Genomic DNA, 20,912 nt, shown 5'->3' with positions numbered 1-20,912 from the left:
CGGTCGACCCGTCACTGGATGCCGGGAAGGCCGTGAGGCGACTCCTCAGCGCGTCAGCCTCACGGCCTTTTCCGTTACCAGTCGGTGCAGCTGTTCTTGACGGTTCCGTCGGGGTTCATCCGAGCTACCTGGATACCGATATCGAAGAGACCCCCGCGGTACGAGGCCGTGGTCTGCCAGGTCTTCGTGGTGCCGTTTCCACTGCTGTTCGTGTGCCAGGGCCAGAAGACCCACCGCCCGTGGACGTCCTTGGAGAGCATCCTGACGCGGACGCTGTTCCCGTCGGCGAGGGAGTCCATGAGGCTCATCTTGATGCTGATCGTGGCATCAGGGCCGTGGTAATTGTCGTAGTAGTAGTCCCCGTACGCGCCAGTGGTGCTGCAGCCCCTCACGCCGTTATTTGCCGCGTAGGCGGAGCTGGACATGGACAGGGTCAGGGACATTGCAGCCACGACGGTGCCCAACGTTGCAGCTATCCGCTTCCCACGCATTCGAGTCTCCGTTCGATTAATCGGGTCGTGGAGACATCCAAGATGATTTACCGAGGGTCGAAAAGAGGAGTATCGGCCACAAAAATGACGTAAAGCGGACGAAGTGGTGTCGCGGTGGGTGACCCGTGTGGACTCGGTGGTGCGCTACGCCGCCGTCGCCGGCTCGTGGACGGTGACGCGCGGGAGCAGGGCCTCGTACGCCGTCGCGTCGAACTCGCCGGCGACCGGGGAGAGCACGGTGGCGGCCGAGAGGGCGCACGCGTGGGCGAGGCGGGTGGGCCAGTCGGCGCCGTCGACGACTCCGGCGAGGAGCGCGGCGACGGCCGAGTCGCCCGCGCCGGTCGGATTGCCCTTCACGGGGGCGGGCGGGGCGGCCCGCCAGAGTCCGTCCGGGGTGGCGGCGAGGAGGCCGTCGGGGCCGAGCGAGGTGACGACCGCGTGGGCGCCGCGGCGGCGGGCGTCGCGGGTGGCGCGGTGGGGTTCCCGGGAGCCGGTGAGCTGGGCGAGCTCCTCGGCGTTGGGCTTCACCAGGTCGGGGCGGGCGGCGATGCCGCGGCGCAGCGGCTCGCCGCTGGTGTCCAGGAGGACGGGGACGCCGGCGGCGCGGGCGAGGCGGACGAGTTCCGCGTACGCGCCGACGTGGATGCCCGGTGGCAGGCTGCCGCACAGGGCCACGGCCCGTGCCCCGTCGAGGAGTTCGGTGAAGCGTTCGGTGAACGCGGTCCACTCGGCCGGGGTGATGGCGGGTCCGGGCTCGTTGAGCTGGGTGGTGTCGCCGCTCGCGGCGTCGACGACGGCGACGGTGCGGCGCGTCGCGCCCGAGGTCGGCACCAGGGCGTCGCGGACCGGCTGTCCGGCGGTCGTCCGGGCGAGCAGGGCGCGCAGGGTCTCGCCGGTGGCGCCGCCGGCGAAGCCGGTGACGACCGTCTCGTGGCCGAGGGCGCCGAGCACGCGGGCGACGTTGAGGCCCTTGCCGCCGGGGCGTTCGATGACCTGGGTGACCCGGTGCGAGGCGTGCGGGACGAGCGCGGGGACCCGGTACGTGAGGTCCAGCGCCGTGTTGAGGGTGACCGTGAGGATCACCGGACCCACCCCCGTCGTCTCTGTCACCGGCTGTCAGCGCCCTGATCATGCCAAAGAGAAGGCGGTTGGCCCAGACCCCGGGACCAACCGCCGTGCGACACCCGGTGACGACGGGGATCGAAATCAGCCCACTTGGGGCTCAACCACCCAGGCGCCCTTGTGCATCACGCCCTTGAGCTCGAAGTCCGCGTCGAGGACGACGAGATCGGCGTCCTTGCCGGGCTCGAGCGAGCCGACCCGGTCGTACACGCCGAGGAGTCGGGCGGGGTTGGCGGAGATGGCCTGGACGACCGACTCCACCGGCAGCCCGTCGACGGTGGCCGCGCGCTTGAACGCGCGGTCGAGGGTGAGCGTCGAGCCGGCGATCGAGCCGCCCTCGACGAGCCGCGCCACGCTGTCCTTCACCTCGACCTCCAGCGGGCCGAGCATGTAGCGCCCGTCGCCGAAGCCGGCCGCGTCCATCGCGTCGGTGATGAAGGCGACCCGCTCCGGGCCCGCGTGATGGAACGCCAGCTCCAGGGCGGCCGGGTGGAGATGGGTGCCGTCGTTGATGAGCTCGACGGTGATCCGCTCGTCCTCCAGGAGCGCGGCGATCGGGCCGGGTGCGCGGTGCCCGAGGCCGGGCATCGCGTTGTAGAGGTGGGTGGCGACGGTGGCGCCCGCGTCGATGGCGGCCTGCGTCTGCTCGTACGTCGCGTCCGTGTGCCCGATCGCGGCGATGACGCCGTGCTCGGCGAGCAGCCGTACGGAGTCGATGCCGCCCGGCAGCTCGGTCGCGAGCGTGACCATGCGGGCCTGCCCGCGGGCCGCGTCGATCAGCTTGCGCACGTCCGCCGGGTCGGGGTCGCGCAGCAGCGTCTCGTCGTGGGCCCCCTTGCGGCAGGGGGAGATGAACGGGCCCTCGAAGTGGATGCCGGCGATGTCGCCCTGCTCGGCGAGCTCGGCGACCAGGCTCGCGCGGCGGGCGAGGAAGTCCATGTCGCCGGTGACGAAGGAGGCGACGACGGTGGTCGTGCCGTGCAGCCGGTGGGTGCGGACGCCGGTGAGGATCTCGTCGACGGTGCCGGAGGTGAAGGAGGCGCCGCCGCCGCCGTGGTTGTGCATGTCGACGAAGCCGGGCACGAGCCAGTGGCCGGAGAGGTCGAGCGCGGGGGCGTCCTGCGCCGCGCTGCCGGCGATACGGCCGTTCTCGACGATCACTCGTCCGTTCTCGACGACCCCGGTCGGCAGCACCACGCGGGCCCCCGTGAGAACTGTGGAAACGGCCATCAGGCGGATACCTCCGAGTCGGTGGGGCGGTCGGTCGGCTGCTCGTCGGTCGGCCGCCCGTCGGCGAGCAGGTCCCAGGCGAGGAGGCCCGCGCCCAGGCATCCGGCGGTGTCCCCGAGGGCCGCCGGGACGATGGCGGGCAGCTTCTGGAACGTGACGCGCTCCTCCACCGCGGCCCGAAGGGGTGTGAACAAGGTTTCCCCGGCCTCGGCGAGACCGCCACCGATGATGAGCGTGCGGGGGTCCAGCAGGGTGAGCGCGGTGACCAGCCCGTCGGCGAGGGCGTCGACCGCCTCCTGCCAGACGCGGACGGCCCGGGGGTCGCCGGACTCGACGGCCTTGGCGCAGTCGGCGGCGTCGGCCTCGGCGTCGCCGGAGGCCGCGGCCCAGGCCAGGGAGACGGCGGAGGCGGAGGCGTAGCGCTCCAGGCAGCCGCGCTGGCCGCAGCCGCAGGCGGTGCCGCCCGGGCGGACGACGATGTGCCCGATCTCGCCGGCGTAGCCGTGCGCGCCGGCCTCGATCGCGGAGCCGATGCCGATGGCGCCGGCGATGCCGGTGCCGAGCGGGACGAAGAGGAAGCGGTCGGCGCCGTTGCCGGCGCCGATCCGGCCCTCGGCGAGGCCACCGGTGCGCACGTCGTGCCCGAGGGCGACGGGGATGCCGCCGAGGCGGTCGCTGAGCAGCGCGCGCATCGGGACGTCGCGCCAGCCGAGGTTGGCGGCGTAGACGGCGATGCCGTTCTCGGCGTCGACGATGCCGGGCACGGCGACGCCGGCGGCCGCGGCGGCTTCGCCGTACCGCTCCCGGCCGAGGGCGCGCAGGTCCTCGGCGAACCCGAGGATCGTCTCGACGACGGCCTCGGGCCCGCGGTCGCGCCCGGTGGCACGCCGGGCCTCGTGGAGCAGGGTGCCGTCCGTCCCGACGAGGGCGGCCTTCATACCGGTGCCGCCCACATCGAGGGCGATGACGTGTCTCACGGGGACAGTCTGGCGCGAGATCCCCCGAAAGGTCTAGTCCACTGCGGAGGATTGTTGCGGTCGGATACAAATCCCCGGCGGCGCGCCCCGGCCGCGACTCTCCCGTCGAGCCCGTCCGCCCGGCGCCGGGACCGCGCTGCCGGGCGGATCGCGGGGGCATTCCGTACGCGGGCCGCGGGGTCCGGTGGGGTGGCCGCGGGGTGGGTGGGGCAAGGCCCTGCTTGGTCCAGACCAGAAGGAAAGCGCGGCAGATTCTGCCAGAACGTACGGAGCCGGACGCGGTGCGCGCGCGAATGCGTTGCAAAAGCGATATGCGAGTGGTGTAGACCTCCGGTGAGCAGCTGGGAGAAACTTGCGGCCGACCAAAACCTCGACGACGAGCAAAGGGTGGGTTACGGCTGTGCAGCGGCGACGATTCATTGGACTGGCCGCGGCGGCCACCGCTCTCGGTCTGACCGCCGGCCTCTCCGGCTGCGGCACGCTGAGCGGCGACGGCGGAGACGTCACCCTCACGCTCGTGGCCGCCGACTACGACCTCACCGGCGGCGACTCCACCAAGAAGTACTGGGCCGGCCTCGTCGCCGCCTTCGAGGCGAAGAACCCCGGTGTGAAGGTGCAGGTCCAGGTCGAGTCCTGGAACGACGTCGACAGCAAGGTCGCCGGGCTCGTCAAGGCCGGCCGGGCGCCCGACATCGCCCAGATCGGCGCGTACGCCGACTACGCGGCCGCCGGCGACCTCTACTCCGCCGACGAGATGCTCTCCATACCGGTCCAGGCCAACTTCCTGGCCCCGCTCGTCGACGCCGGGGAGTACAAGCGCACCCAGTACGGCCTGCCCTTCGTCGCCTCGACCCGGCTGCTCTTCTTCAACCGGGACCTGTTCGACCGGGCCGGCATCGACCAGCCCCCGACCACCTGGGACGAGCTCGCGGCCGCCGCCGGGAAGCTCAGGAAGAAGGGCGTCGCGTACCCCTTCGCGCTGCCGCTCGGGCCCGAGGAGGCCCAGGCGGAGACGCTGATGTGGCTGCTCAGCGGCGGCGGCGGCTACACCGACGACACCGGCCACTACCGGATCGACTCCGAGGCGAACATCCGCACCCTCGACTGGCTGCGGAAGAACCTGGTCGCCGAGGGCCTCACCGGCCCCGTCGCCCCCGGCGAGCTCAACCGCAAGGAGGCCTTCGCCGCCTTCACCCGCGGCGAGGTCGGCATGCTCAACGGGCACCCGTCCCTGATGCAGGAGGCCGAGAAGAAGGGCGTCAGGGTCGGCAAGGTCGCCCTGCCCGGCGCCGACGGCAAGGCCAGGGCCACCATGGGCGTCGCCGACTGGATCATGGGCTTCCGGCAGAACGGGCACCGCAAGGAGATCGGCGCCTTCCTCGACTTCGTCTTCAGCGACGAGAACGTGCTGAAGTTCGCCGGCGACAACGACCTGCTGCCCGCCACCGTCACCGCCTCCGCCGCCATGCAGTCCGCGCCCGAGCACGCGAGCCTCCGCGAGTTCCTGGAGGCGCTGCCCGACTCCCAGCTGCCGCCCGTCGGCAAGACCTCCTGGGCGCAGGTCAGCGGCCGGGTGAAGAAGGACATCGGCAAGACGGTCCGGCCCGACGCCAAGCCGTCCGAGATCCTCGGGCGGATCGCCCGCGAGGCGACGGCGGCGGAGAGCGCGGAATAAGTTGGTCTGTATGACCACCGAATCCGGCGCGCTGGGCGAGCGCGAGCGGGCCGTCCTGGCCATGGAGCGGCGCTCCTGGCCGGGCCCCGGCGCGAAGGAGCGGGCCGTCCGCGAACAGCTCGGCCTCTCCGCCACCCGCTACTACCAGCTGCTCAACGCCCTCCTCGACGACCCGAGGGCCCTCGTCCACGACCCGGTGACGGTCAACCGCCTGCGCCGGGTCAGGGCCGAGAGGGAAGCCCGCCGCTGAGGCGGTGCCGCCGCCGGAACGGGTGCCGGGGGTGGTGGCGCTGACGCGGACGCGATCCCTCGGTAGGGTCGTGAGCATGGTCAGCCGCCTTCCGCACCCGACCACCACCGCCGGCCGAGACGGTCTGGCCGCGCTGCTCGCGCGCCCGGAGAAGGCCGTCGTCGCCCTCGACTTCGACGGGACGCTCGCCGAGATCGTCCCCGACCCGGAGCAGGCCCGCGCCCATCCCGGCGCCGTGCCCGCCCTGGCCGCCCTCGCCCCGCGGGTGGCCTCCGTCGCCGTGATCACCGGCCGCCCCGCCGGGGTCGCGGTCCGCTACGGAGGCTTCGCCGGGGTCCCCGGCCTGGAGCACCTGGTCGTCCTCGGCCACTACGGCGCCGAGCGCTGGGATGCCGTCTCCGGCACCGTCCACGCCGCCGCACCCCACCCGGGCGTCGCCTCGGTCCGCGCCGAGCTGCCCGGCTTCCTGGACCGCGTGGGGGCCTGGTCCGGCACGTGGATCGAGGAGAAGGGCCGCGCGGTCGCCGTCCACACCCGCCGTGCGGCGGACCCCCAGGGAGCCTTCGAGGCCCTGAAGGGCCCCCTCGGCGACCTGGCCGCGCGCCACGGACTGGTCCTCGAACCCGGCCGCATGGTGCTGGAACTCCGGCCCCCGGGCATGGACAAGGGCGTCGCCCTCGCCGAGTACGTCCGCGAGACCGGCGCCGGCTCCGTCCTCTACGCCGGAGACGACCTGGGCGACCTGGCCGCCTACGCCGCCGTCGAGAAACTCCGCTCGGACGGCACCCCCGGCCTCCTCGTCTGTTCCGCCGCCGCCTCCGAGGCCGTCCCCGAGCTCGCCGGCCGCGCCGACCTCACGGTCCCGGGCCCGGCGGCGGTCGTGGACTTCCTGGCGGGGGTGGCGGAGGCGCTCGGCCCGGGGGCGTAGCAGCCTCCGCACCCCCACCGCGGGCGGACCGGGGCCAGGACCTCCCGGTGGGGCAGGCCGCTTCGGGGGCCTCCGGGCCGAAGGCGGCGTCGAAGGGCCGGCGCCGGTCCGCCGGGGTCGTTCGTCAGAGCGCCCGCAGGGCCTCCAGCTGGTCCAGGAACCAGCGCTGCGGCGGGAGCGCCGTCGCGGCCGCCGCGAGGCGCTTCGTGCGGTCGGCGCGTTCCGGAGCCGGCATCGACAGGGCCTCGTGCAGGGCCTCGGCGGTGCCCGTCACGTCGTACGGGTTCACCGTGAGGGCGTCGGCGCGCAGCTCCTCGTACGCGCCGGCCTCCCGGGAGAGCACCAGGGCGCAGCCCGCGTCGGAGACCACGGGGATCTCCTTGGCGACCAGGTTCATGCCGTCGCGCACCGGGTTGACGAGGGCCACGTCGGCCATCCGGTAGGCGGCGAGGGAGCGGGTGAAGTCGTCCTGGACGGAGACCAGGACGGGCCGCCAGTCCGGTGTGCCGAACTCCTCGTTGATCCGCTCCGCGAGCTCGCCCACCGAGGCCGTGTACGCGCGGTACACCTCCAGGTCCTGCCGGGAGGGGTAGGCGGAGGCGAGGTGGACGACCCGGCCGCGCCACTCGGGGCGGGTCGTCAGCAGCTCCCGGTAGGCCAGCAGGCCGCGCAGGATGTTCTTGGACAGCTCGGTGCGGTCGACGCGGACGATGGTCTTCCGGTCGCCGACCTCGGCCCGCAGGGCCGCGAGCCGTTCGTCGACCTCGGGGCGGTGGGCGAGCGCGCGCAGCTCCCCGGCGTCCACGCCGAGCGGGTGCACCGCGACCCGCGTGGCGTCGGCGGCCCGCTCGACCAGCGGGTCGGCGAGGAAGGCGGACGCCCAGGCCCGGGTGTGGAAGCCGACCTCGTCGGCACCGAGCATGCCCTCGACCAGCTCGTGGTGCACGTCGTCCGGGAGCATCCCCAGGTACTGCGGCGAGGCCCACGGGGTGTGCGTGAAGTGCGCGATCCGCAGGTCGGGGCGCAGCGCCCGCAGCTGCCCGGGCACCAGCGCCAGGTGGTAGTCCTGCACGAGCACCGCCGCGCCGTCGTCGGCCGCCTCGGCCAGGGCCTCGGCGAAGGCGCGGTTGTAGGCGCGGTACGACTCCCAGCGGCGGCGGAAGGCCGCGTCGAAGACGGGCTCGCGCGGGATGTCGTACAGGTGGTGGTGGAGGAACCACAGCACCGAGTTCGCGATGCCGTTGTACGCGTCGGCGTACACCTCCGGGTCGATGTCCAGCATCCGCACGCCCGGCTCGGCCACCCCGCGCCGCACCGCCTCCCGGTCGGCGTCGCCGAGCGCCGCGCACACCCAGAGGCCGTCCTCCGCCGCGCCCTCCGACGCGACGGCGCTGAGACCCGAGACGAGCCCGCCGCCGCCCCGCCGGGTGTCCAGGGAGCCGTCGTCACGCACGGTGTAGGAGACCGGGCCGCGGTTCGATGCCACGAGGACAGAAGCCATATGCCGAACCTAGCCCGTCCGGTAAACGCTCAAACGTGCGGATACGAGACGTACGGATTCGCGCCAGACGGAGCGGGTGGGCCCGGGGTCCGGCTGCCGGTCAGCGACCCGTGCGGCTCCTGGCCGCCGCCCGGGCCACCACGCCCGTCGCCGCCAGCGCGAGCCCCAGCCCGCCGAGCAGCCACAGGCGCGCGCCGGCCTGCGCCGCCGCCCTCCCCTGGGCTCCGCCGTGCGGACCGCCGTGCGGGGCGGGTGGCGCGGGGGCCGGCGCGGACGGCTGCGGGACGGGGCCCGGCAGGCCCGGCGCCGCGTGCGCGGCGCGGGCGCCGGTCCCGGCCGGGGCGGCGTACGCGTACGTGACCTCCGGGGCGGCCCCGCCCGGGGCAGCGGCGGCCGGTGCGGCGCCGGTGAGCGTCAGTGCCGCGGCCGCGATGCCGAGGGCCGCCGGCAGGATTCCCGTGTCGTGTCTGAACCGCATGAAACGGAAATATAGGCAGAAATGATCATCATCCGGTGTCACGCCACGCGGCGCTCGGCGTACTCCGCGATCTCCGTCATCGGGGGCCGCTCCTCCGTGTCCACCGCGTGGGTGTGCGGCGTGAAACCGTCCTCGCCGCGCTCGAACTGAGTGAGCAGCGGCCGCACCAGGTGCCCCCGCGACAGACGCAGCTGGGCCGTCCGGTAGATCGCCGCCGCCATCCGGCCGAGCGCCAGGCCGTCCTGGTGCCGGTGCTTGCGCACCCCCACGTCCACCTGTGCGAGCGCGTCGAGGCCGACCGTGTGCAGCGCGTCCACGAGGAGACCCAGCTCCACTCCGTAACCGACCGGGAAGGGGAGGCGCTCCAGCAGCGAGCGGCGTGCCGCGTACTCGCCGCCCAGCGGCTGGACGAATCCGGCGAGGCGCGGCCAGTGCAGATTGAGCAGCGGCCGGGCCACCAGCTCCGTCACGCGGCCGCCCTGGCCGGGAGGCCTCCCGGAGGCGAGCCCGTCGAACTCGGCGCCGAGCGGACGGTCGTACATGGCCTTCACGAAGTCGACGTCCGGATCGGTGAGCAGCGGCCCCACGATCCCGGTGACGAAGTCCGCCGAGAAGTCCCGCAGATCCGCGTCCACGAAGCAGATGACGTCCCCGCTCGTCACCATCAGTGACCGCCAGAGGACCTCGCCCTTGCCCGGCACGGCCGGTATGCGGGGCAGGATCTCGTCGCGCGCCACCACCCGCGCGCCGGCCGCCGCGGCCACCTCGGCCGTCCGGTCGGTCGAGCCGGAGTCGATCACCACCAGCTCGTCCACCAGTGGCACCGCCGGGGTCATCAGCTCGCGGCGGATGACCGAGACGATCGCGCCGACCGTCGCCTCCTCGTTCAGCGCGGGCAGGACGACGCTGACCTTCGTGCCCCGCTTGGCGGCGAGGATCCGCTCCAGCGGACGGTCGGCCACGGACCAGGACCGCCGGGCCAGCCAGCGCTCCACTTCTTCCAGCAACGTGATCTCCATCTCGCGGATCGGACGACCGTCTCCCCCTCGGAAGCCTTCGGTTACAGTCTTGAACAACGCGGATGCCCGATGCATGTCGGGGTGCCGACCGCGTCTCACAATCGAATACCGCTCATCCAGAGGGGCAGAGGGAAACGGCCCGTTGAAGCCCCGGCAACCCTCCAGTCGGTTACTCGCCCACCCGTCTCACGGTCACCACCCCAGGTGGAGCCCCTGACGGGCACAGCTTTTCAGCGCGAGGCTCCCGGCTAGGGAAGGTGCCAAATCCGTCTCATGGCGAAATGCGTCATGAGGAAGATGAGGAGAAAGGGCCTCGCCTCCATGGCTGTACAGACCGTCGCACCCGGAACCACCGTTGATCTCGGTCCCGCTTCCGGACTCTCCTGTCGTGAATGCGGTGAATCCTTCCCGCTCGGCCCGATCTTCGCCTGTGAGCTCTGCTTCGGCCCCCTCGAGGTCGCGTACGACCTGCCCACCGGCGACCCCGAGGCCCTGCGCAAGCAGATCGAGGCCGGCCCCGCCAACATCTGGCGCTACGCCCCGCTGCTGCCCGTTCCGGCCGACGTCGCCGAGAAGCCCAACCTGAACCCCGGCTGGACCAAGCTCGTCCAGGCCGACAACCTCGCCCGGGAGATCGGCGTCGAGCCCGGCCGGCTCTTCGTCAAGGACGACTCCGGTAACCCGACCCACTCCTTCAAGGACCGGGTCGTCGCCCAGGCCATCGAGGCCGCCCGGGCCTTCGGCTTCACCACCCTGTCGTGCTCCTCCACCGGCAACCTGGCCGGCGCCGTCGGCGCCGCCGCCGCCCGGGCCGGCTTCCGCTCCTGCGTGTTCATCCCGCACGACCTGGAGCAGGGCAAGGTCGTCATGGCCGCCGTCTACGGCGGCGACCTGGTCGCCATCGAGGGCAACTACGACGACGTCAACCGCTTCTGCTCGGAGCTCATCGGCGACCCGCTCGGCGAGGGCTGGGGCTTCGTGAACGTCAACCTCCGCCCGTACTACGGCGAGGGCTCGAAGACGCTCGCGTACGAGATCTGCGAGCAGCTCGGCTGGGTCATCCCGGACCAGCTCGTCATCCCGATCGCCTCCGGCTCGCAGCTCACGAAGATCGACAAGGGTCTGCAGGAGCTCATCAAGCTGGGCCTGGTCGAGGACAAGCCGTACAAGATCTTCGGCGCCCAGGCCGAGGGCTGCTCGCCGGTGTCCGCCGCCTTCAAGGCCGGTCACGACGTGGTCCGCCCGCAGAAGCCGGACACCATCGCCAAGTCGCTGGCGATCGGCAACCCGGCCGACGGCCCGTACGTGCTCGACATCGCCCGCCGCACCGGCGGAGCCGTGGAGGACGTCGACGACGAGCAGGTCGTGGACGCCATCAGGATCCTGGCCCGCACCGAGGGCATCTTCGCCGAGACCGCGGGCGGCGTGACCGTCGGGGTGACGAGGAAGCTCGTCGAGAACGGTCTGATCGACCCCACGCTGACGACGGTGGTCCTCAACACCGGCGACGGCCTCAAGACCCTGGACGCCGTGGCCGAGGGCTCGCAGGCGACCGCAACGATCCGCCCGAGCCTGGACGCGTTCCGCGACGCGGGCCTGGCCCACTGAAGCCGAGAGGTACGAAGACAGCCATGGCCGTGAACGTCCGCATCCCCACCATCCTCCGCACCTACACCGGTGGACGGTCCGAGGTGTCCGCCGAGGGCGGGACCCTCGCCGAGGTCATCGCCGACCTGGAGAAGAACCACACGGGCATCGCGGCCCGCGTCCTGGACGACCAGGGCAAGCTGCGCCGCTTCGTCAACGTGTACGTGAACGACGACGACGTGCGCTTCGAGCAGGGTCTGGAGACCGCGACGCCGGACGGCGCCGGCGTCTCCATCATTCCCGCCGTCGCCGGCGGCTGACCGCCCGGCACCGTGCGGGCGGCCGACCGGCCGTACTCACGGGTACCCGCAATATCTGAATTGCCCCTTCCGCCAGAAGAAGCGGAAGGGGCAATTCTGCATGGTTGAGCGCGGTAGAGTTGGGGAAGCCCCCTCCGCTGCTCATGCCAGGCGCATATGAGAATGCGTCTGCGCGCGACCAGAAGCAGCCAAAGTGCCCGTGCCTTGTGTACCTTCTGCGCGGTTTGCCGGGCCCGACTTGCCCCGGAACTCCGGGGATTCTCCCCAATTCCCCTTTCCGCCGTGCCCAGAATTCTCGTCCGATTGACCTGTTGCAGAGGGCAGTTGGGCAGATACATTCAGCCGCGGTCGACGCGTTCCGGCGCAGGGTCTGACCCGGGTCCGCGAAGTGCGGCCCCGCGCAAGGGCCAGTAATAGGGGAGTTAGGCATGGCTCAGGGCACCGTCAAGTGGTTCAACGCGGAGAAGGGCTACGGCTTCATCGCGGTCGACGGTGGTGCGGATGTTTTCGTCCACTACAGCGCGATTCAGATGGACGGGTACCGCACCCTCGAAGAGGGTCAGCGGGTCGAGTTCGAGATCTCGCAGGGCCAGAAGGGTCCGCAGGCGGACATGGTCAAGCTCGCCGTCTGAGCGCGGCGCGATCGGCCACCGACGCACTTCCGTCGAGGGGTCCACATCCCACTGGGATGTGGACCCCTCGCACGTGTGCGGACGCGCGCCCGCGTGCGCGCCCCGCGTGCGCCGGTCGACGGCCGTGAGGGCTCTCCCCGGGCGCCCGCGCCCGCCCGGTTTCCGGCCGCCACCCCCGTGCGAGCCTCCCCGAGGCGCTTGCACTCTCCTGGGTCGAGTGCTAATCATTGGCGTTAGCACTCTGAAGGTGAGAGTGCTACGAGGATCGGGCAGACGAGGTCGCCGGCCGAGTGGGGCAAGGAACCACGAGGAGGGCGGGCCGTCCGTCGCGGGCGTCGGCCAGGTCCAGGAGCGTTATCCACCCCATGTCCGGGAGGACCACTTCACATGGCCAAGATCATCGCGTTCGACGAGGAGGCCCGGCGCGGTCTCGAGCGCGGCATGAACCAGCTCGCTGACGCCGTCAAGGTCACCCTCGGCCCCAAGGGTCGCAACGTCGTCCTCGAGAAGAAGTGGGGCGCCCCCACGATCACCAACGATGGTGTCTCCATCGCCAAGGAGATCGAGCTCGAGGACCCGTACGAGAAGATCGGCGCCGAGCTGGTCAAGGAAGTCGCCAAGAAGACGGACGACGTCGCCGGCGACGGTACGACCACCGCCACCGTTCTCGCCCAGGCGCTGGTCCGTGAGGGCCTGCGCAACGTCGCCGCCGGCGCCAACCCGATGGCCCTCAAGCGCGGCATCGAGAAGGCCGTCGAGGCCGTCTCCGGTGCGCTGCTCGACCAGGCGAAGGAGGTCGAGACGAAGGAGCAGATCGCCTCCACCGCCTCCATCTCCGCCGCCGACACCCAGATCGGCGAGCTCATCGCCGAGGCCATGGACAAGGTCGGCAAGGAAGGCGTCATCACCGTCGAGGAGTCCCAGACCTTCGGTCTGGAGCTGGAGCTCACCGAGGGTATGCGCTTCGACAAGGGCTACATCTCGGCGTACTTCGCGACCGACATGGAGCGCATGGAGGCCGCGCTCGAGGACCCGTACATCCTCATCGTCAACTCCAAGGTCTCCTCGGTGAAGGACCTGCTCCCGCTCCTCGAGAAGGTCATGCAGTCGGGCAAGCCGCTGCTGATCATCGCCGAGGACGTCGAGGGCGAGGCCCTGTCGACCCTGGTCGTCAACAAGATCCGTGGCACCTTCAAGTCCGTCGCCGTCAAGGCCCCGGGCTTCGGCGACCGCCGCAAGGCGATGCTGAACGACATCGCCATCCTCACCGGCGGCACGGTCATCTCCGAGGAGGTCGGTCTCAAGCTCGAGAACGCCGGCCTGGACCTGCTGGGCCGCGCCCGCAAGGTCGTCATCACCAAGGACGAGACCACCATCGTCGACGGTGCCGGTGACAGCGAGCAGGTCGCCGGTCGCGTGAACCAGATCCGTGCCGAGATCGAGAACTCCGACTCGGACTACGACCGCGAGAAGCTCCAGGAGCGCCTGGCGAAGCTCGCCGGTGGCGTCGCCGTCATCAAGGCCGGTGCCGCGACCGAGGTCGAGCTCAAGGAGCGCAAGCACCGCATCGAGGACGCCGTCCGCAACGCGAAGGCGGCCGTCGAGGAGGGCATCGTCGCCGGTGGTGGCGTGGCCCTGCTGCAGGCCTCCGCGGTCTTCGAGAAGCTGGAGCTGGAGGGCGACGAGGCCACCGGTGCCAACGCCGTCAAGCTGGCCCTGGAGGCCCCGCTCAAGCAGATCGCCGTCAACGGTGGTCTCGAGGGTGGCGTCGTCGTGGAGAAGGTGCGCAACCTTCCCGTCGGCCACGGCCTGAACGCCGCGACCGGCGAGTACGTCGACATGATCGCCGAGGGCATCCTCGACCCGGCCAAGGTGACGCGCTCCGCGCTGCAGAACGCCGCCTCCATCGCGGCGCTGTTCCTCACCACCGAGGCCGTCATCGCCGACAAGCCGGAGAAGGCCGCCGCGCCGGCCGGCGGCGGCATGCCGGGCGGTGACATGGACTTCTGATCCTCGGAGAGGATCGGCGGTTCATCGCTGAACGCCGAAGGGCGGCACCCCGTGGGGGTGCCGCCCTTCAGTCATGTGTGCCGGACGCGTGCCGGAGGTCAGCGCACGTCGACGTAGTCGCCCCGGCCGGTGGAGTCGAAGTGCGAGGCGTCACCGACGTACACGACCGTGTACGTCCCGTCCACCGAGGTGCGCGCCTTCAGGCTCGCCCTGCCCGTGGCCGAGGTACGGCCCCACGCGACGGTCTTCCACGTCTGGGAGCCCCACGCGGCGAAGCGCAGCTGCACCTGCTGGTTGGCCAGCGGCTTCCAGCCCGCCTGGTCGTGCTGCACCGTGGCCGTCACCGTGATCTCGGCGCCCTTGCGGACGGGCTCCGGGGTGGCGTCCACCGACAGCACCCGGGTGGAGGTCCGGGCGACGTGGAAGGACCTGCTCGCGGACTCCGCGTACAGCGACGAGCCGAGGGTGTGCAGCCGGAACCAGCCGCCCCTGGTGGCCACGCCGACGGCGAACGAGCGCCGCACATCGGTGGTGACCGGGGTCGAGGCGACCTTCTTCCAGCCGGTCAGCCCGTCCGGGGACTGCTCCAGGAGCACCGTCTGGTCGGTCATGTAGCCCGCCCAGGTCTCGTACGGGGAGCGGAACTGGCCGTAGGCCGTGAGCCGCCCGTTGCTGTCGAGCCGGTAGGCGACCAGCTGGGTGCGGGTGTCCTTCGGCATGGCGAGCGCACCGCTCGCGTACAGCCCGTCCTGGAAGATGCCGGTGCCCCGGACGCTCCACCCGGTGTGGTCCGGGCCGGGAGCGGCGACGAGCCGCGCGGTGAACCGGCCGTCGGCGTCGGTGCGTACGGCCTGCGGGATCCCGCCGCCCAGCAGCGCCTCCAGCGGCTCGTCGGCGACCGGGGAGCCGTCCGCCGGGTCGGTGACCCGGCCGGTGACGGTGACGGTCTCGCCGTTCACCGCACGCGTCTTGTCGGCGGTGGCGGTGAGGGACATCCTCCTGGTCCGCACGTCGGCGTAGTCGTTGCTCCTGCCGACGCCGTGCACCTCGTCGCCGTTCTCGGCGAACTCGGCCCGGTACCAGGCGTAGCGCGTCGTCAGCGGCATCGGGGCGGCGGTGAAGGCGCCGGTGGCGTCGGTCACGGCGGACCCGATCGCGGTGTCGTCCCAGCCGAGCCGGAAGGACACCGAACGGCCGGGCAGCGGGACCCGGTCGAGGGAGCCGGGCTGGATGCCGACCAGGGTGCCCTGCGGGTGGATGTTCCGGTCGGCCCAGGTGGAGACGCCGACGTCGAAGCCGGTCAGCACCGGCTGCAGGGTGAAGTCGAGCGTGCCCGCGTTCGCGCGCGTGACGGTGTTGCCGAGCGAGTCGGTGGCCGTCACGTCGATCGCGTAGCGGCCGAGCGCCGGGATGGAGCCGCCGTCCTCGGTGAGCTTGAGCGCCTGCTCCTCCGGCAGGGCGAACGTGCCCGGGCTCGAAGGGTTCTCGACGAGCGAGGGCAGCTCGGCGAGGACGGTCTCGCCCTGCCTGACCCTGGCGGACACCGCGGTGACGGCGGCCTGCGGTGCGTCGGTCCACGCGGTCACCCGGAAGGTGCCGCGCTGGGTGTCGACGGTCACGGCCCGGCCGACGCCGACGACGGCCGGAGCCGGCTCGTCGGCGAGGGCGGGGGCGGCACCGGCGCCCAGGACGAGCGCCGTGACGAGGGAGACGGCGGAGAGCCGGAGGTCAGCGCGCATCGACATAGAAGTTCCTCGACTCGCTGGAGAAGTAGCCGGTCCTGGACTGCAGGCCGAGGCCCCAGGTGCCGTCTCCGTAGGTGGTGGTGGTGACGCTGAAGGCGCCGTTGGAGCCGGTGGCGATGTTCTTCGCGGCCCAGTACCAGCTCGGGTCGCCCTTGGGCTTGACGTACAGCGTCAGCCGCGCGCCCGGCAGGGCCTTCCAGACCCCGTTGACCTGCTGCTGCACGACGCCCTTGACGGTCATCCTGCCGTTGACGCTCGGCCGCGAGGGGCTGTAGGTCACGTTGACGATCCGGGTGGGGATGCGCGACAGGCGGATGTTCGCGGTGTTCTTGGCGACGAAGCGGTCGCTCTCCGGGTGGTAGATCCGGTAGAGGGCGTTGACGTAGCCCCAGGCACCGAGGTCGTACCAGCAACCGGTGTCGAGGTAGCCGGACTTCATGGTGCGCCAGGTGCGCCCGTTGTCCAGGGAGACCTGCAGGGCGATCCAGTCGGGCTTGGTGTCGCAGTACGTGGTGCCGGTGCCCAGACGCCCCCGCGCCTTCACCCAGCCGTACTCGTTCAGGGTGGTGGTGGCGCCGCTGTACGCGAACTGCTGCGGCACCGCGATGTCGGCGACGTCGTAGAGGTGGGTCGTCTCGCGGGCGAAGTAGACCGACGGCTTCGGCAGTGTGTAGAGGCGGGCCGTCGTGTACTGGACCCGGGCCGGGTAGGCGAAGGAGCCGTCCGCCGCCGTGTCGCCGCCCCCGAGCGGGGCGAGCGCCTTGGTGTACGGGTACGGCTCGGCGCCGGTGGTGACGACCGGGATGCCGGCGAAGCCCTGCCAGCCGGCCTCGGTCAGGCGCTCCACGCGGCCCTGGACGTTGACGTCCGTGCCGGCGGAGACACGGAACCTGCCCGGGTCCGAGGTGATCCGGTACTTCAGCTTCTCCACACCCACGGCGGGGATGCCGCGCGGTGCCACCGGGTCGGTGTCGGCGCCGGCGGGCACGACCTCGGCCTTGCCGCCGGTGATCTCGTCGTCCGCGGTGAAGGGCAGCGAGAAGGTGCCGTCCCCCGCGGTGGCGACCGTGGCGGTTTGGGTCCGGGTCCGGGAGAAGGCGTCGCTCAGGTTCAGCGTGATGCTGACCGGGGTGCCCTCGGCGGCCGGGGTGGTCGTGCCCGTGGCCGGGTTCCAGGTGGTGGCCCTGCCGGACAGGACGACGTCGCGGCTGTCGTAGCTGGTGGTCGTGCGGTCGAAGGAGGCGGCGGAGACCCCGGTGTGCAGCCGGTAGCCGAAGGTGCCGCCGGTCCAGCGCTGCACGGTGCCGCCGGGCAGCCGGTACTCGACGGCGAGCGGGTAGTCGCCGAAGGCGGTGCCCTCGGGGAGCCGGATCGGCGCTTCGGTGGTCCATGCGGCGTAGGCCGACAGGCCGAGCTCGTCCGTCGAGGCGAGGACGGCGGCGTCGGGGGCGGTGGAGGCGAGGACGCTCACCTTCACCCACAGGGCGTCGCCGGGCAGGCCGACGGTCAGCCGGCCGTCGTCCAGGGTGGTGGTCTGGCCGACGGTCGCCGCGTAGGCGGCCGGGGCCGTGACGACGGCGGGCAGGGCCACGCCTGCCGCCAGCGCGAAGACGGTGACCGCACGCACGAGGGCGTGCGGACGTGTGCGCGTACTGCGCATGAAAGGGACCCCCCACAGGTCAGAAAGGCGGTGCAGCAGAGGCGTGCGGGCCGCGTGGTACGCACGATAGCGCCTGTGGATTGAACGCGTTCACTGGATTGCGGCTTCGGCGGGCGCCCTGCGGGCGGCAGGCGGAGGGGTGATGCTGGGGAGAGAGCCCGGAACGCAATCCCCCGGACCGGAGTCCCGGAACGGAAGCGGGAGGCGGAGTACGTCATGATCACGCTGCTCACCACACCGGCGGACCGCGAGCTGGTCGTCACCCGCACCTTCGACGCCCCCGTGCGGCGCGTCTGGGAGGCCTGGACGCGCCCCGAGCACGTCCGCGCCTGGTACGGCCTCGCCTCCCTGACCATGTCCGTCTGCGACATCGATCTGCGCCCGGGCGGCGCGTGGCGCTGGGGCCAGCGCACCCCGGAGGGCCAGGAGATCGTCTTCTCCGGCACGTACGAGGAGATCGTCCCGGCCGAGCGCCTCGTCTACACCGAGGTCTTCGAGCAGATGCCGGGCGCCGACCCGGTCCGCGTGATCCTCTCCTTCGACGCCACCCCCGACGGCGGCACCGCCCTGACCAGCACGTCCTTCTGGCCGACGACGGAGATCCGCGACCAGGCGCTGGCGGCGGGGATGGAGACGGGGATACGCGAGCAGTACGACCGTCTGGCGTCCCACCTGCGCCTCATGGCCTGACGCGGGACCCGGTTCTCAGAGCGGTCCGTAGCGCAGGAGGGCCCGGGCGACGGGCTCGCCGGTACGGCGGGCGTACGCCGTGCGGGCCTTCACCTCGGCGAGGGTGCGCGGCCGGTAACCCGGCCCGCCGCAGCAGGACTTGTGGAAACCGGCAGGGCCGTCCCGAACCCGGAGACACGGCCTACGCTGGCGCCATGGAGCTCTCCGCGATCACCCTCGACTGCGCCGACCCCCTGGCGCTCGCCGACTTCTACCACCGCGCGACCGGTCTGCCGCTCCACCCCGAGAACCACGCGGAGTTCGCCGGCGTGCAACGCGGAGGCGGCCTCCTCATCGGCTTCCAGCGCGTGACCGGCTACGTCCCGCCGCGCTGGCCCGGCCAGGAGCGACCCCAGCAGCTCCACCTGGACTTCGACGTCGACGACCTGACGGAGGCGGAGGCCCGCCTCCTGGCCCTGGGCGCGGTCCGCCCGGCCCACCAGCCGGACCCGGAGCGCTTCGTCGTGCTCACGGACCCGGCCGGCCACCCGTTCTGCCTGGTACCGCGCCGGCCGCGGGCACGGACCGACTGAGCGGGGTCGGCCCCGGCCCGGGGTGCCCGGCGGCTCTCCGCCGGGCGCCGGGGGAGGGGGCCGGTGGACAGGTCAGCGGGTGAGGCCCCCGGGGCGGCGGAACAGGCCCGTCCAGAGGAAGGGTTCGCCGAAACGGGGGGAGTCGGCGGGCTCGTCGTGCATGCGGCGGAGGGAGCGTTCCTCGAAGGCGCCGAAGACGGTGCGCAGGGAGTCGGCCGTGTACGCGAGGCCGCCGTGGAGGGAGCCGTCGCGGTAGAAGGCCGCGTCGGGGAGTTCGGAGCCCATGCCGCCGGGGCCCGCGGCGAAGCAGGTGAGGGCGAAGTGGCCGCCGGGGGCCAGGTGGCGGTCGAGGAACGCGAGATACGTGACGCGGCGGTGCGGCGGCAGGTGGTGGAAGCAGCCGGAGTCGTAGACCAGGTCGTACGGGCGGCCGCCGGACTCCGCGTCGTCCCTGCCCAGGTCCATGGCGAAGGCGTCGCCCCGCAGGAAGCGGATGTTCGTCAGGCCCGCCTCCCGGGCCCGCTCCCGCGCCCACTCCAGGGCGCCGGGCGAGAGGTCCACCGCGTCCACGTCGAAGCCGCGCGCGGCCAGGTGCAGGGCGTTGCGGCCGGGGCCGCAGCCGAGGTCGAGGGCGCGTCCGCCGGTGGGGACCAGGCCCCGGTCGAGGTGGTCGACGAGGTTCTCGTCGGGCTTCGGGACGAAGAACGGGACGGGCCGTTCGCGGTCGTCGTAGAAGCCCTGCCACTTGGCGGCGTCCTCGGCGAACAGGCCGTCCAGGAGACGGAGTACGTCCTCGGCGGTGCGGGTCGTGCGGTCCACTACAGGTCCCCTCCCGGGTGGCTTCCGTGTGAGGTGAACGCTACGGCAGGAGAGGAAGAAAGCCCAGGTCAGAGCCGGTGTGTGCGGGTGCTGGACGGGGATGTGGCGGGCGTTCACGGGCGGGGTGGGCGCCCCCGCCCCGGGGGTACCGGGCGGGGGCCTGGAGGGGGCGTGGAGCGGCGTCTCAGGGGGTTTCCGGGCGGAGGGCGAGCAGGTTTTCGCGCGTGTTCCGGCGTGCCCACGGGGCGAGTTGGACCACGCCCCACGCCGCCTCGACGCCCAGGAACAGCCACACCACCGGGGCGGCGCCGTGCGCCAGCGCGTACGCCTGCCAGCCGGTGAACAGCACGCGCGCGAGGCCGTCGAGCAGGCCGTACGGGGGAAGCGGTCGCAGGACGCGCAGCAGCGACCAGACCAGCACCACGGAGCCCATCAGGTTGGCGTAGAGGACCGTCATCCGGTCCGCGGGGCCGCCCAGTGCCAGGGCGTCGTGCAGCAGCCGGTAGGTCCACGGGGTCGCGAAGGGGGCCGTGACGACGAGGTCGTACCAGGCGCTCGCGCGGACGACCCGCGCGTAGGAGGAGGAAGAAAGGAGCATGCCCGCGACGCTAGACAGGGGACCACGCTCCAAGGTCAAGTCCCTTGAGGAGACTCATGCTCATCGGCGAACTCGCCGCCGCCACCGGTCTGGCCCGCGACACCATCCGCTTCTACGAGAAGCGCGGTCTCGTCACCGGGGAGCGCCGCGCCAACGGCTACCGCGACTTCCCGCCCGAGTCCGTGCCCTGGCTCCAGTACGTCCGCACCGCGCAGGCCCTCGGCTTCTCCCTGGCCGAGATCGCCCGCCTCGGGGAGGAGCTGCGCGCGGCGCCCGACAGCGCGGCGCGGCTCTCCGCGCTGTTCGAGGACAAGATCCGGATCATCGACGCGCGCATGAGCGAACTGTCCGCGCTGCGCGCCGACCTGGTGGCCCGGGCGGACACCGGCTGCCCGCTGCGGGCGGCCCCGTGACGCCGGCGGCACGGAGGCGAGGTCGACCCTGAGGCAGGCCGGGGCCGCCGCGGTGCCCCGGGGCGAGCACCGGGTCGCCGAGGTTGACGGACGCGCGCGGGGTCCCGGCCGGGGCCAGGTCCGCCACGATCGCGGCGCTGACGGCACCGGCGGCCGGTGGCCGCCGTGGTGCCCGGTGGGCGCGTCGGGGGTGGC

21 protein-coding genes, 1 pseudogene and 1 riboswitch are annotated in these 20,912 nt (G+C 72.4%); of the genes and pseudogenes, 10 read left to right on the top strand and 12 right to left on the bottom strand.

All coding sequences use genetic code 11. The features are described from left to right. Positions 1-74: 74 nt before the first annotated feature. From ACGF1Z_RS19300 to ACGF1Z_RS19285, 4 genes are all read right to left on the bottom strand, one after another. The gene (locus ACGF1Z_RS19300) at positions 75-443 is read right to left on the bottom strand and encodes a hypothetical protein (RefSeq protein WP_393005417.1); all 369 of its coding nucleotides are present in this window, start codon (positions 441-443) and stop codon (positions 75-77) included. 192 nt (positions 444-635) lie between these two features. Then, positions 636-1,574: a 1-phosphofructokinase family hexose kinase gene (locus tag ACGF1Z_RS19295; RefSeq protein WP_393005678.1), complete on the bottom strand. Its 939-nt coding sequence runs from the start codon at positions 1,572-1,574 to the stop codon at positions 636-638. Positions 1,575-1,697: 123 nt separating this feature from the next. Further along, positions 1,698-2,843 (bottom strand): N-acetylglucosamine-6-phosphate deacetylase, encoded by a 1,146-nt coding sequence (nagA, locus tag ACGF1Z_RS19290; protein WP_393005415.1) that lies wholly within the window; start codon positions 2,841-2,843, stop codon positions 1,698-1,700. Further along, a complete protein-coding gene (locus ACGF1Z_RS19285; RefSeq protein ID WP_393005413.1) occupies positions 2,843-3,820 on the bottom strand; it encodes an ROK family protein in 978 nt (325 codons plus the stop codon). The genes nagA and ACGF1Z_RS19285 overlap by 1 nt, the downstream gene beginning before the upstream one ends. A gap of 418 nt (positions 3,821-4,238) precedes the next feature. Here ACGF1Z_RS19285 and ACGF1Z_RS19280 point away from each other — a divergent pair, with 418 nt between their 5' ends. From ACGF1Z_RS19280 to otsB, 3 genes are all read left to right on the top strand, one after another. Then, positions 4,239-5,495 carry an ABC transporter substrate-binding protein gene (locus tag ACGF1Z_RS19280; protein ID WP_393005676.1) on the top strand — a complete coding sequence of 419 codons (1,257 nt, stop codon included), beginning with the start codon at positions 4,239-4,241 and terminating at the stop codon, positions 5,493-5,495. A gap of 10 nt (positions 5,496-5,505) precedes the next feature. Next, positions 5,506-5,745 carry a DUF3263 domain-containing protein gene (locus ACGF1Z_RS19275; protein WP_393005411.1) on the top strand — a complete coding sequence of 80 codons (240 nt, stop codon included), beginning with the start codon at positions 5,506-5,508 and terminating at the stop codon, positions 5,743-5,745. A 76-nt stretch (positions 5,746-5,821) separates the two neighbouring features. Further along, positions 5,822-6,673, top strand: a complete 852-nt coding sequence (gene otsB, locus ACGF1Z_RS19270; RefSeq protein WP_393005409.1) for a trehalose-phosphatase — start codon at positions 5,822-5,824, stop codon at positions 6,671-6,673. Between the two features lie 124 nt (positions 6,674-6,797). Here the strand turns inward: otsB and ACGF1Z_RS19265 are convergent, their stop codons facing one another. From ACGF1Z_RS19265 to ACGF1Z_RS19255, 3 genes are all read right to left on the bottom strand, one after another. Continuing rightward, on the bottom strand, positions 6,798-8,174 hold the full coding sequence (locus ACGF1Z_RS19265) for a trehalose-6-phosphate synthase (RefSeq protein ID WP_393005407.1): 1,377 nt from the start codon (positions 8,172-8,174) through the stop codon (positions 6,798-6,800). Positions 8,175-8,274: 100 nt separating this feature from the next. Then, positions 8,275-8,652, bottom strand: coding sequence for a hypothetical protein (locus tag ACGF1Z_RS19260; protein ID WP_393005405.1), 378 nt, complete (start codon positions 8,650-8,652; stop codon positions 8,275-8,277). A 38-nt stretch (positions 8,653-8,690) separates the two neighbouring features. Then, positions 8,691-9,659: a glucosyl-3-phosphoglycerate synthase gene (locus ACGF1Z_RS19255; protein WP_393005674.1), complete on the bottom strand. Its 969-nt coding sequence runs from the start codon at positions 9,657-9,659 to the stop codon at positions 8,691-8,693. 121 nt (positions 9,660-9,780) lie between these two features. Next, positions 9,781-9,975, top strand: a riboswitch (SAM riboswitch). Between ACGF1Z_RS19255 and thrC the strand changes: the two genes are divergently transcribed. The 4 genes from thrC (at position 9,969) to groL (ending at position 14,220) form a co-directional block, all read left to right on the top strand. Beyond that, positions 9,969-11,279, top strand: a complete 1,311-nt coding sequence (gene thrC / locus ACGF1Z_RS19250; protein ID WP_393005403.1) for a threonine synthase — start codon at positions 9,969-9,971, stop codon at positions 11,277-11,279. It overlaps the preceding riboswitch by 7 nt. 23 nt (positions 11,280-11,302) lie before the next feature. After that, positions 11,303-11,578 (top strand): MoaD/ThiS family protein, encoded by a 276-nt coding sequence (locus tag ACGF1Z_RS19245; RefSeq protein ID WP_393005401.1) that lies wholly within the window; start codon positions 11,303-11,305, stop codon positions 11,576-11,578. A gap of 428 nt (positions 11,579-12,006) precedes the next feature. Further along, entirely contained in the window at positions 12,007-12,210 is a 204-nt protein-coding gene (locus tag ACGF1Z_RS19240) for a cold-shock protein (protein ID WP_005315736.1), read from the top strand. A gap of 387 nt (positions 12,211-12,597) precedes the next feature. Next, positions 12,598-14,220, top strand: coding sequence for a chaperonin GroEL (gene groL, locus ACGF1Z_RS19235; protein ID WP_393005399.1), 1,623 nt, complete (start codon positions 12,598-12,600; stop codon positions 14,218-14,220). 98 nt (positions 14,221-14,318) lie between these two features. Here the strand turns inward: groL and ACGF1Z_RS19230 are convergent, their stop codons facing one another. Together ACGF1Z_RS19230 and ACGF1Z_RS19225 are read right to left on the bottom strand one after the other, a co-directional pair. Beyond that, positions 14,319-15,959: a hypothetical protein gene (locus ACGF1Z_RS19230; protein WP_393005397.1), complete on the bottom strand. Its 1,641-nt coding sequence runs from the start codon at positions 15,957-15,959 to the stop codon at positions 14,319-14,321. After that, a complete protein-coding gene (locus tag ACGF1Z_RS19225) occupies positions 15,949-17,625 on the bottom strand; it encodes a hypothetical protein (protein ID WP_393005395.1) in 1,677 nt (558 codons plus the stop codon). Before ACGF1Z_RS19225 ends, ACGF1Z_RS19230 begins: the two co-directional genes overlap by 11 nt. Positions 17,626-17,841: 216 nt before the next feature. Between ACGF1Z_RS19225 and ACGF1Z_RS19220 the strand changes: the two genes are divergently transcribed. Further along, positions 17,842-18,315: an SRPBCC domain-containing protein gene (locus ACGF1Z_RS19220; protein WP_393005393.1), complete on the top strand. Its 474-nt coding sequence runs from the start codon at positions 17,842-17,844 to the stop codon at positions 18,313-18,315. Between the two features lie 15 nt (positions 18,316-18,330). Here the strand turns inward: ACGF1Z_RS19220 and ACGF1Z_RS19215 are convergent. Continuing rightward, a pseudogene (locus ACGF1Z_RS19215) lies at positions 18,331-18,462 on the bottom strand (deoxyxylulose-5-phosphate synthase); the annotation flags it as partial. Positions 18,463-18,509: 47 nt separating this feature from the next. Between ACGF1Z_RS19215 and ACGF1Z_RS19210 the strand changes: the two are divergent. Further along, positions 18,510-18,887 carry a VOC family protein gene (locus tag ACGF1Z_RS19210; RefSeq protein WP_393005391.1) on the top strand — a complete coding sequence of 126 codons (378 nt, stop codon included), beginning with the start codon at positions 18,510-18,512 and terminating at the stop codon, positions 18,885-18,887. Positions 18,888-18,959: 72 nt separating this feature from the next. On the opposite strand, the gene ACGF1Z_RS19205 is transcribed toward ACGF1Z_RS19210, so the two are convergent. Next, positions 18,960-19,706: a class I SAM-dependent methyltransferase gene (locus ACGF1Z_RS19205; protein WP_393005389.1), complete on the bottom strand. Its 747-nt coding sequence runs from the start codon at positions 19,704-19,706 to the stop codon at positions 18,960-18,962. A 184-nt stretch (positions 19,707-19,890) separates the two neighbouring features. Next, on the bottom strand, positions 19,891-20,304 hold the full coding sequence (locus tag ACGF1Z_RS19200) for a hypothetical protein (protein WP_393005387.1): 414 nt from the start codon (positions 20,302-20,304) through the stop codon (positions 19,891-19,893). A 56-nt stretch (positions 20,305-20,360) separates the two neighbouring features. Between ACGF1Z_RS19200 and ACGF1Z_RS19195 the strand changes: the two genes are divergently transcribed. Further along, positions 20,361-20,717 (top strand): MerR family transcriptional regulator, encoded by a 357-nt coding sequence (locus tag ACGF1Z_RS19195; protein ID WP_393005385.1) that lies wholly within the window; start codon positions 20,361-20,363, stop codon positions 20,715-20,717. The last annotated feature ends 195 nt before the right edge of the window (positions 20,718-20,912 follow it).

Origin of the sequence: Streptomyces sp. NPDC048018, from assembly GCF_043202995.1 — a bacterium.
GTDB lineage: Bacteria > Actinomycetota > Actinomycetes > Streptomycetales > Streptomycetaceae > Streptomyces.
Note: the sequence above shows the minus strand (reverse complement) of the source record. Positions and strands in the feature narration are given on the sequence as shown.